Genomic DNA, 9,487 nt, shown 5'->3' on the forward strand with positions numbered 1-9,487 from the left:
AAAATAATCGTTTAAACTTTTTATCTTTAATAATGAAACTAAAGTGCAAGCAAATAAAAGAAAAAAACTTTAAATACTTATATCAAAAAAAACAAACGGCTATTTTTGGGAGAAAATTTATCTTTTACCGTGAAAATATAAGCAATCCAATGTTGAAAAAATAAAGCGATTTTACAAGAAGATCGTGGATATATTTTTCTAGATGATCAACATCGCTATTTCCCTCAAGGCTAATAGTGATATAAGCAGTAAATTAGAATTGTAATTAGAGGAAGAATTATTATGCCAGCCTATCCTGTTGCCGATGATGTCAGTACTATTGATAGATTCAATGACTATTTTCAAGAACCTGTAAAAAAAACAAAAGTGAAACATTAAAAAATTGCATTAGATGCATTAAAAAGCAGATACATCAAAATGCCGCAGCATTAGCGGATTATCAAGCGAAACTCGCTGAATATAATATTACGCGTAATGCACAATCAACATCGATTAAAGTAGTGAAAGACTTAGCAATGAGTATTATCGGGAATATGCGTTGATTTTTATTTAATGGAGATGATATATGTCTATTACCCCTGTTATTCCTGTGCATTTATCAACACAATCAAACGCTAATAGTGATAGTGATGATAATTTATCTTCAATAATGATTAATACGGTGACAAGTGGTTTTCAGTATGAAAAACAGATCCAAAAAAAGCTAGCGACATTAAATAAATTAAGTGATGTTCAAAGTTATACCGAGTTACAAACCACACTAAATGATTATACAATTACAATGAATCTAGCAAGTACTTTAGCCAGAAAATCATTGAATATTGTTGAAACATTACTCAAGGCTCAATAGTAATGAAAATACGATATTTTGTTATTGGCATTATTATGTTGTCTATTTCCACTATTAAGTGGCTGTAAAGATCAATCGCTACTCACTAATTTGGATCAAAGACAGGCAACAGAAATTCAAGCTGTTTTACAAAAGCACCAAATAACGAGTACTCGTAAAGCACTAGGAAAAGGGTTATTTGATATTTCTGTTAAAAAAGAAGATATGGGTATTGCCATTCAAATTTTAGAGGAATATCAATTACCCACATTATCTCGAATTGAAGTGACTCAGCTATTTCCATCAGATGCATTGGTATCATCGCCTCAAGCCGAAAAAGCACGTTTAATTTCTGCTATTGAGCAACGATTAGAGCAATCATTACTCACTATTGACCATATTATTGATGCTAGAGTTCATGTCAGCTATCCCATTTCTCCTATTGAACGAATTATTCCGGCACCTCATGCTTCAGCATTGGTTTTTTATGAAGAGGGGATGATTGATAATGAGCAATTAAGTGATGATGTTCGTGCTTTTATTCATAATGCCTTTAACGATATGGATGAGGATAATATTACCGTTTTGTTATACCCACGAAATATCAATAAATTCAATATGATAAATAATCAACTTTATCAAAATAGCTCTGATTCATTTTTCAGCTCTTGGTTATTTTTAGGTTTATTATTAATGGTTATCACCTCTATCATTACGGTGTCATTAATAATATTCCGACGTAAAAAAAATACAGAAGGAAGAAAATGATGACAAATCTAACTTCTGATCAATTCGACATGATATCCAGTGTAATGTATGAGCCACTTAGCTATCTTCATGCAGATTACAAGGTATTGGCATCAAATAAAGAAGATATAATCTGGCAGAAATTAACTAATCGCCAATTAATTCAGCAATACCAACTTATTAATCAACTAGATTGTGACATCGATATTATTGTAGAGAAAATTTTTACTTATTGGACTTTACTTCCACGTTGTGCTCTTTTTTTTAGGCTATTTGTACTCTAGAGAAACGCTTTTATTATCTGGTAATTACTATCAATTAGAACCACAATTAAAAGGGTTTTTATCTCTTTATCCTGTGTTAAATATAGATAAAAAGATAACGACTTCACTGGAAAATATCGCCCCAATAAATATTGGCTATCAATTATTGTTTGATTTTATTAGTTCAATTTCGATGGCGCTTGCTCAGCGCTTTACATTACTTTTTGCACCACAATCTTCATCGATAGAACTCCCTCAATCACTTTTTTTTATCTCGTTCACTCTTTATTTTGGTACTAGATTATGCTGCGCTCTCTGTCTAAAGATCTTTTAACATACACTTGTGAAGGGATATTAATACGTGCGCGCTATGTTCGGCAGCTCGATAATATTTATAAAACAGAATTAGCCTCTAAGCATGCAGCAAAGAAAATGATTCAAGATTTTAATCATAAACTGGATAAGCATAATAAAGAGATCTCAAATCAAGCTTATAGTAAAGGGTTGCAGGTATTATTAGGAGATATATTAAATTTTGCCATTCAATATCAAGAGAAACTGGCACATTATGAGTTTCAGCAAAGAGAGCAATTAACAACAACTATTGCGCAATTTTTTAATTCACCTGAGATCCAAACTGAAATTATACACCGTTTAATTTCAGCAATACCTTCAGAAAAAAAATTACGCTCAATATTCCAACAACATTACGCCATTATCTTGAGAATAAACTCAATAATCTTAATATCGAATTAATCTCTCATGAGCATAAAACGATTGCTATTCATGCTGATGATCAAATTACTTTTTTTGAGCCTTCTCTATTAATTGATGATCTTAAGGCACAATTCCATCGTCCCTATACCGAATCTTACCAACCTGTTTTTACTCAAAACATTAAAGACATTTTACTGAAATATATTAATACATTCGATGTATTCGATAATACTCCTCCTCAACGTAACACCACTAGTGAGAATAATAATGATGATGAAGATTAATACGTTAGAATCACAAGTGTTATATGGCTCACAACCCTCTTTATCTACACCTGAACCGATCGACAATAAAAAACCAGATCCTTTAATGGCTACATTGAATTCTTCTTTTTATCAATCTTTAAAAGGATCCAGCATCAATAGTGTCAAAGATGTATTGACGTTTATTGAACAAATTTTGATGTCAAAAATGAAAACAACCAAACCTTAAAAGAAAAACGCCAAGTTGCACTATTAATCTATGCACGCCAAGCGAGTGAATTAGAAAATAGCGATAATAAAGATATTATTAATCAGGCGTTAATTTCTCTTCTTTCTTATCAAGGTTTTTATCATCAATTTACTCTCGATTTATTAGGTATGGACGATAACCAAGAAGACTACGAGGGATTTTTTAAACCTGATAGTACTTCGCTTTCATTTTAAGGTTAATTATAGGATCTGAGCGCCCACACCTTTCTCACCTAAAATATCATCCGGATTACGTAATGGACAATCACTTAACGATAAGCAACCACAACCAATACAGTGGTCAAGGCCGTTACGTAGTCGTTTAAGACGACGAATTCTTTCATCTAACCGCACTTTCCAATCCGTTGATATTTCGTGCCATTGTTCTGCGGTTAATTTACTATTTGGTGGATATTTTCCGAGTATTTCCTGAATTTCTTTTAACGGAATACCTGTACTTTGCGCCGCTTTTATAATTGCCACATAACGTAATACAACTGGAGGGTAACGGCGCTGATTACCTGCACTTCGATAGCTTTCTATCAATCCTTTTTCTTCATAAAAATGCAATGTTGATATCGCAACACCACTTCGTTTTGCTACCTCACCGACGGTGAGTGCTCTATTAAAATCTATTTTTTCTTTTTTCATTTTTGCCTCTTGACCTCAACTTAACTTGAGGTTTTATAGTCTTGCCACAATGCAAAGTCAAGTCAGCAAATTGCCTGATTTTTAAGTTTATCGAGGACAGATACATGCCTAACGCAATTGCACGTATTCTTGAAAGCCAAGCATTATGGATTATCGCAAGAGTGCTAATTCTATTGTTATTTCTATCGTCTGGGTTTGCCAAGATATTTGATTATGAAAATAGTTTGGCAGAGATGCGTGCAGCAGGGTTAACCCCTGATTGGTTTTTTAATATTGCCAGCGCGATCGTTTTACTTTGTGGTTCGCTTTTAGTGCTTTTTGATCGCTATCTATGGTTAGGTGCTGGCGCATTAGCCACTTTCTTATTTTTAACCATTGTGATTGTACATACGTTTTGGAATATGACGGGAGATAAGGCGATGCTGTCCATGTATTTTGCTATAGAGCATACCTCTGTGATTGGGGGACTTGTGACAACGGCAATGGCTAGTCATTTCAGAGCGTTATGGAAAAAAAACTAACGCATAAAATAATAAGAAATATAAAACCTTCATTATGGGATCAACAATAATATGAATAAAAAAACTTACTCTTACTGTATGTGCCTCACTCTTTTTACTCAGTGCAGGTGCGGCGGTTTATGCAACAACATCCTCTGATGAAGATGCATCACAACAATTTGCTTATCCTCCCACTAAAGTGGCGTTAGCAACCGTACAATCATCAAAATTACCAAACAATATGCAAGGAGTGGGTGAATTAGAAGCCGCACGCCAAATTTATTTAGCTGCTGAAACCCATGGTCGAATTGCTGTCATTAATTTTGAGTCAGGACAAACGGTTAAAGCAGGTCAAGTTTTAGCTAAATTAAATGATGAACCTGAACAAGCCGAATTACTACGTTTACAAGCACAATTAACTAACGCAGAAAAACTCTATTCTCGAACAAGGCAACTTTATAGTAAAAATATGGTGGCAACCGCGCAATTAGATAGCACGTTATCTGAACGAGATATGATTGTCGCCTCCATTCGTGAAGTGAAAGCGCGAATTGCACAAAAAGCAATTAAAGCGCCCTTTGACGGTATCGTTGGGATAAAACTTGTTCATGAAGGCCAATATTTAAATGCGGGTGAACGTGTCGCTTCCCTTGTCGATGCAAGCCATTTAAAACTCAATTTTTCACTTGATGAGCAAGCTGCACCAAAAATTTCAACCAAACAGCCCATCAGTATCGAAGTCGATGCTTACCCTGATATTGTTTTTACGGGTTCAGTAAATGCGATTGATCCTCTTATTGGCTCATCACGTACTGTGCAAGTACAAGCAGTTTTACCGAATACCGATAATAAATTAAAAGCGGGCATGTTTGCTCGTGTTCAAGTTATTTCTCCTGATAGTCCGATGGTATTAACCGTACCAGAAACAGCAGTCACTTATACTGCCTATGGAGATACCGTGTTTGTAGCGCAATCTGACAATCAAAAAAACCTTATCGCTAAGCGTGTCTCTGTGAAAGTTGGATTGCGCTACAACGGCATGATTGAGATCAAAGAGGGGCTTGCCCTCGGTGAGCAAGTTGTCTCATCGGGCCAAATTAAATTAAGTGATGGCATCTCAATTGAACCCATTGAGCAAGATACATTAGCGTTGGCTCAATCAGCGACAACAAAACCATAACGGGAGCTAATCATGAAATTTACCGATATTTTTGTTCGGCGCCCTGTTTTGGCATTAGTTGTTAGCACACTCATTTTGTTACTGGGCGCATTTGCATTCAGCAAACTGCCAATTCGCCAATACCCAATGTTACAAAACTCCACAATTACGATTGCAACAGACTACCCAGGGGCATCCTCTGAACTGATGCAAGGATTTGTGACACAACCGATCACACAAGCCGTTTCCTCTGTTGAGGGTGTGGATTATATTTCCTCTTCTTCTGTTCAAGGAAAAAGCTTAGTCACCGTCAGAATGGAATTAAACCGTGATCCTACCCAAGCCTTGACGCAAGTAATGGCGAAGGTCAATCAAGTTCGTTATAAGTTACCGGAGCAAGCTTATGATCCCGTGATCGAGCTTTCATCTGGCGAATCTACTGCGGTAGCTTATGTCGGATTTTCAAGTGAACAGCTTTCTATTCCAGAACTTACTGACTACCTTTCTCGTGTTGTTGAACCGATGTTTTCATCCATCAATGGCGTTGCCAAAGTACAAGTTTTTGGTGGACAACAATTAGCAATGCGTTTGTGGTTAGATGCAGACAAACTGGCTGGACGCAACTTAACAGCCAGTGATGTCGCTGAGGCTGTGCGTCGTAATAACTATCAAGCGGCACCTGGTAAAGTGGAAGGTGAGTTTGTTATTGCCAACGTTTATGTCAATACGGATCTCACTAATGTCGAAGAATTTAAAGACATGGTTATCATTAATGATGGCAATAATCTTGTTCGCTTGCGTGATATTGGTACTGTTGAGTTAGGTGCTGCTGCCACTGAAACCAGTGGCATTATGAATGGAAAAAAAGCCGTCTTCTTAGGCCTATTTCCGACACCAACAGGTAATCCGTTAGTCATTGTTGATGGTATTCGTCAACATCTTGTTGATATTAAAAAAACGTTACCGCCCAGTGTCGATGTTGAGCTTGCTTTTGAAACGTCACGCTTTATCAAGGCATCGATTAACCAAGTCGTACAAACATTAATTGAAGCGATTTTAATTGTGATTGCAGTGATTTATCTCTGCTTGGGATCGTTCCGTTCTGTGCTTATTCCTGTACTTGCCATTCCATTATCAATGTTAGGTGCTGCTGGTTTAATGCTGGCATTTGGTTTTAGTATTAATTTGCTCACTTTGCTAGCCATGGTGTTAGCCATTGGATTAGTCGTGGATGATGCAATAGTGGTTGTTGAAAACGTACATCGACATATTGAAGAGGGATTATCGCCTGTTCAGGCAGCTTTAGTGGGTGCGAGAGAAGTGGCTGGTCCTGTTATTGCGATGACGATTACTTTAGCCGCGGTTTATGCTCCGATTGGTTTAATGGCTGGATTAACAGGTGCATTATTTAAAGAATTTGCCATAACGCTGGCAGGGAGTGTGATTGTATCCGGAATTGTGGCATTGACCTTATCCCCTGTAATGAGCTCGTTAATGCTAAAGCCAAAAGAAAATGAAGGCAAAATGGCGAAAATGGCCGAGTTTGTTTTCGATAAAATGGCTCACTACTATGGTTATGTACTTAATTTCTCTTTAGCTAATCGCTGGTTAACCGTTGTTTTCGCCTTAGCTGTGTTTGTCAGCTTGCCATTTTTATATAGTCAGTCAAAACAAGAGCTGGCACCTTCAGAAGATCAGGCAAGTGTTTTAACCGCCGTAAAGGCACCACAACATGCAAATCTTGCCTATGCTGAGCGTTTTAATCAAAAGCTTGATGAAATTTATATGAGTCTGCCAGAAACAGACAGCACATGGATTATTAACGGTACTGATGGGCCTTCAGCCAGCTTTGGTGGTATTAACTTTGATGGTTGGGATTTACGTGAGCGCAATGCAGATCAAATCCAAGCTGATTTACAAAATCGCGTCAATAATGTGGAAGGTACCCATATTTTTGCTTTCCAATTAGCCTCTTTACCTGGATCAGTGGGTGGATTGCCAGTACAAATGGTATTACGTAGCCCATTAGGTTATCCCGTTTTATTTGAAACAATGGAAAACATTAAACAACAAGCGAGAGAAAGTGGTCTGTTTGTCGTGGTAGATAGCGATTTAGATTACAACAATCCTGTTGTTCAAATCGCCATAGACAGAGCGAAAGCCAATAGTTTAGGTATTCGTATGCAAGATATTGGTGAATCACTCTCACTCTTAGTGGGTGAACATTATATCAATCGTTTTGGTATGGATGGCCGCTCTTATGATGTGATCCCACAAAGTGTACGCCATCAACGTTTAACGCCAGCAGCACTTGCTGGGCACTATATTCGTACTCAAGACAATGTGTTAATTCCATTATCGACAGTGGTCAATATTACGACACAAGTTGAACCGAATAAGCTCACGCAATTTAATCAACAAAATGCTGCAATATTCCAAGCTATTCCTGCTCCTGGCGTGACGATGGGACAAGCCGTTGCGTTTCTTGAAAATGTGGCAGATTCATTACCAGCCGGCTTTAGCCATGACTGGCAATCTGATTCTCGCCAATTTACCCAAGAAGGAAATACCTTAGTCTTTGCGTTTATTGCAGCACTTATCATTATTTACTTAGTGTTAGCTGCGCAATATGAAAGCTTGGTCGATCCTTTAATTATCTTAATCACAGTACCATTATCTATTTGTGGCGCATTAGTACCATTAGCTTTAGGTATGGTGACATTAAATATCTATACACAAATTGGTTTAGTCACCCTGATAGGACTTATTAGTAAGCACGGTATTTTAATGGTGGAGTTCGCTAATGAGTTGCAAGTTCATAAAAACCTAAACCGTCGTGATGCGATTATTGAAGCAGCAAAAATTCGGCTACGCCCTGTTTTAATGACCACGGCCGCAATGGTTATTGGGCTTATTCCTCTGCTGTTTGCCAGTGGTGCAGGAGCAAATAGCCGCTATGGATTAGGGCTGATTATTGTGTCAGGTATGTTAGTCGGTACGCTATTTACGCTGTTTGTGTTACCCACAATGTACAGCTTCTTAGCACGAAACCATCAAGTCAGCGCTCAAACTGAGCGTCAAAAGCAGTTACAGCAAGTTAGTGAGCAATAAAGCTAAAAAATAAAAACAGTTATGTCGTAAAACCAATCCCCATTGTGAATGCAATGGGGATTTTATTTATTAATGGGAATACTTTGAAAAATAAACACTACCTTGCTACTCTAACGAGTATTGAAATATAAGTTGTAGCTTATTACCTTATAAATAAGTTATAACTTATATGAGGTGAGCCGTGTGGAATGTACTCTTTACAAATAATTTCGATTCTTGGTTATTAGAACAAAACAACGAGTTACAAGAACGCATTTTAGCGGCCTTACAGAATTTATAGGTTTATGGGCCTAGGTTACCAAGACCATATGCTGATAACATCAAAGGTTCAAAATATCCGAATATGAAAGAGCTCCGGATACAACACACAGGAAAACCGATACGAGTATTTTTTGCGTTTGACCCAACTAGAAAAGCCATTGTGCTATGTGCAGGCAATAAAACTAATAATAAGAAATTTTATCAAACGATGAGCCATATAGCGGATCGAGAATTTACCTCATATCTTTTATCAATAAGAGAAGACAATGAAAACACTTCAACAAGCTATCGCTGAACGTTCTCCTGATAGCCAAGAACGTATAAAAAAAAATGGCTGATGAATTGATACTAGAAACAGGACTACAAATTTTAAGAGAAGAGTTAAATATTTCACAAAAAGAACTTGCTACTCATTTAGGAATTTCTCAACCTGCGATTACCCAAATAGAGCAAAGAGGTAACGATCTAAAACTGGCAACATTAAAACGCTATGTTGAAGCGTTAGGCGGTAAACTTAGCTTAACGATTGAATTACCTACTGGTGAAGATCGTATTTTCCATCTTTAAATTTAGAAAAATAACAAAGAATAATATGGTAAAACAATCCCCCATTGTGAATGCAATGGGGATTGGGTATACTTATTTTTTGAATACGTATTATCTTGTTTTAATATCATTATTAAGCAAAGGGATTATTATTTATTGCAAATTTATGTCTTAGCTCAAGCAATTTTGTT

11 protein-coding genes and 2 pseudogenes are annotated in these 9,487 nt (G+C 36.8%); 12 read left to right on the forward strand and 1 reads right to left on the reverse strand.

Going from position 1 to position 9,487, the window contains the following annotated elements:
- Positions 1 to 407: 407 nt before the first annotated feature.
- The 7 genes from BHE89_RS24810 (at position 408) to BHE89_RS24830 (ending at position 3,048) form a co-directional block, all read left to right on the forward strand.
- On the forward strand, positions 408 to 542 hold the full coding sequence (locus BHE89_RS24810) for an EscF/YscF/HrpA family type III secretion system needle major subunit (RefSeq protein ID WP_286145856.1): 135 nt from the start codon (positions 408 to 410) through the stop codon (positions 540 to 542).
- Between the two features lie 23 nt (positions 543 to 565).
- Positions 566 to 850, forward strand: coding sequence for a type III secretion system inner rod subunit SctI (gene sctI / locus BHE89_RS03315; protein WP_069366963.1), 285 nt, complete (start codon positions 566 to 568; stop codon positions 848 to 850).
- A gap of 24 nt (positions 851 to 874) precedes the next feature.
- A complete protein-coding gene (gene sctJ, locus BHE89_RS03320) occupies positions 875 to 1,597 on the forward strand; it encodes a type III secretion system inner membrane ring lipoprotein SctJ (protein WP_286145851.1) in 723 nt (240 codons plus the stop codon).
- Complete coding sequence (locus BHE89_RS24815; RefSeq protein ID WP_286145852.1) at positions 1,597 to 1,860, forward strand: hypothetical protein; 264 nt, start codon at positions 1,597 to 1,599, stop codon at positions 1,858 to 1,860. Before sctJ ends, BHE89_RS24815 begins: the two co-directional genes overlap by 1 nt.
- Complete coding sequence (locus tag BHE89_RS24820) at positions 1,829 to 2,173, forward strand: hypothetical protein (protein WP_286145853.1); 345 nt, start codon at positions 1,829 to 1,831, stop codon at positions 2,171 to 2,173. The genes BHE89_RS24815 and BHE89_RS24820 overlap by 32 nt, the downstream gene beginning before the upstream one ends.
- 98 nt (positions 2,174 to 2,271) lie before the next feature.
- Positions 2,272 to 2,595, forward strand: coding sequence for a hypothetical protein (locus tag BHE89_RS24825; RefSeq protein WP_286138939.1), 324 nt, complete (start codon positions 2,272 to 2,274; stop codon positions 2,593 to 2,595).
- A gap of 228 nt (positions 2,596 to 2,823) precedes the next feature.
- Complete coding sequence (locus BHE89_RS24830) at positions 2,824 to 3,048, forward strand: hypothetical protein (protein WP_286145854.1); 225 nt, start codon at positions 2,824 to 2,826, stop codon at positions 3,046 to 3,048.
- A 221-nt stretch (positions 3,049 to 3,269) separates the two neighbouring features.
- On the opposite strand, the gene soxR is transcribed toward BHE89_RS24830, so the two are convergent.
- Complete coding sequence (gene soxR, locus BHE89_RS03340) at positions 3,270 to 3,719, reverse strand: redox-sensitive transcriptional activator SoxR (protein WP_069366966.1); 450 nt, start codon at positions 3,717 to 3,719, stop codon at positions 3,270 to 3,272.
- Between the two features lie 104 nt (positions 3,720 to 3,823).
- On the opposite strand from soxR, the gene BHE89_RS03345 reads away from it, so the two are divergent.
- The 5 genes and pseudogenes from BHE89_RS03345 (at position 3,824) to BHE89_RS03365 (ending at position 9,317) form a co-directional block, all read left to right on the forward strand.
- A complete protein-coding gene (locus BHE89_RS03345) occupies positions 3,824 to 4,240 on the forward strand; it encodes a DoxX family protein (RefSeq protein ID WP_128860301.1) in 417 nt (138 codons plus the stop codon).
- Between the two features lie 55 nt (positions 4,241 to 4,295).
- Positions 4,296 to 5,399: an efflux RND transporter periplasmic adaptor subunit gene (locus BHE89_RS03350; protein WP_128860302.1), complete on the forward strand. Its 1,104-nt coding sequence runs from the start codon at positions 4,296 to 4,298 to the stop codon at positions 5,397 to 5,399.
- Between the two features lie 12 nt (positions 5,400 to 5,411).
- Positions 5,412 to 8,489 carry a MexW/MexI family multidrug efflux RND transporter permease subunit gene (locus tag BHE89_RS03355; protein WP_069366969.1) on the forward strand — a complete coding sequence of 1,026 codons (3,078 nt, stop codon included), beginning with the start codon at positions 5,412 to 5,414 and terminating at the stop codon, positions 8,487 to 8,489.
- A 181-nt stretch (positions 8,490 to 8,670) separates the two neighbouring features.
- Positions 8,671 to 9,045, forward strand: a pseudogene (locus tag BHE89_RS03360) (type II toxin-antitoxin system RelE/ParE family toxin).
- Positions 9,017 to 9,317: pseudogene (locus tag BHE89_RS03365) on the forward strand (helix-turn-helix domain-containing protein). Before BHE89_RS03360 ends, BHE89_RS03365 begins: the two co-directional pseudogenes overlap by 29 nt.
- Positions 9,318 to 9,487: the final 170 nt, after the last annotated feature.

Origin of the sequence: Shigella sp. FC1967 (assembly GCF_001743005.1) — a bacterium.
Classification (GTDB): Bacteria; Pseudomonadota; Gammaproteobacteria; order Enterobacterales; family Enterobacteriaceae; genus Proteus.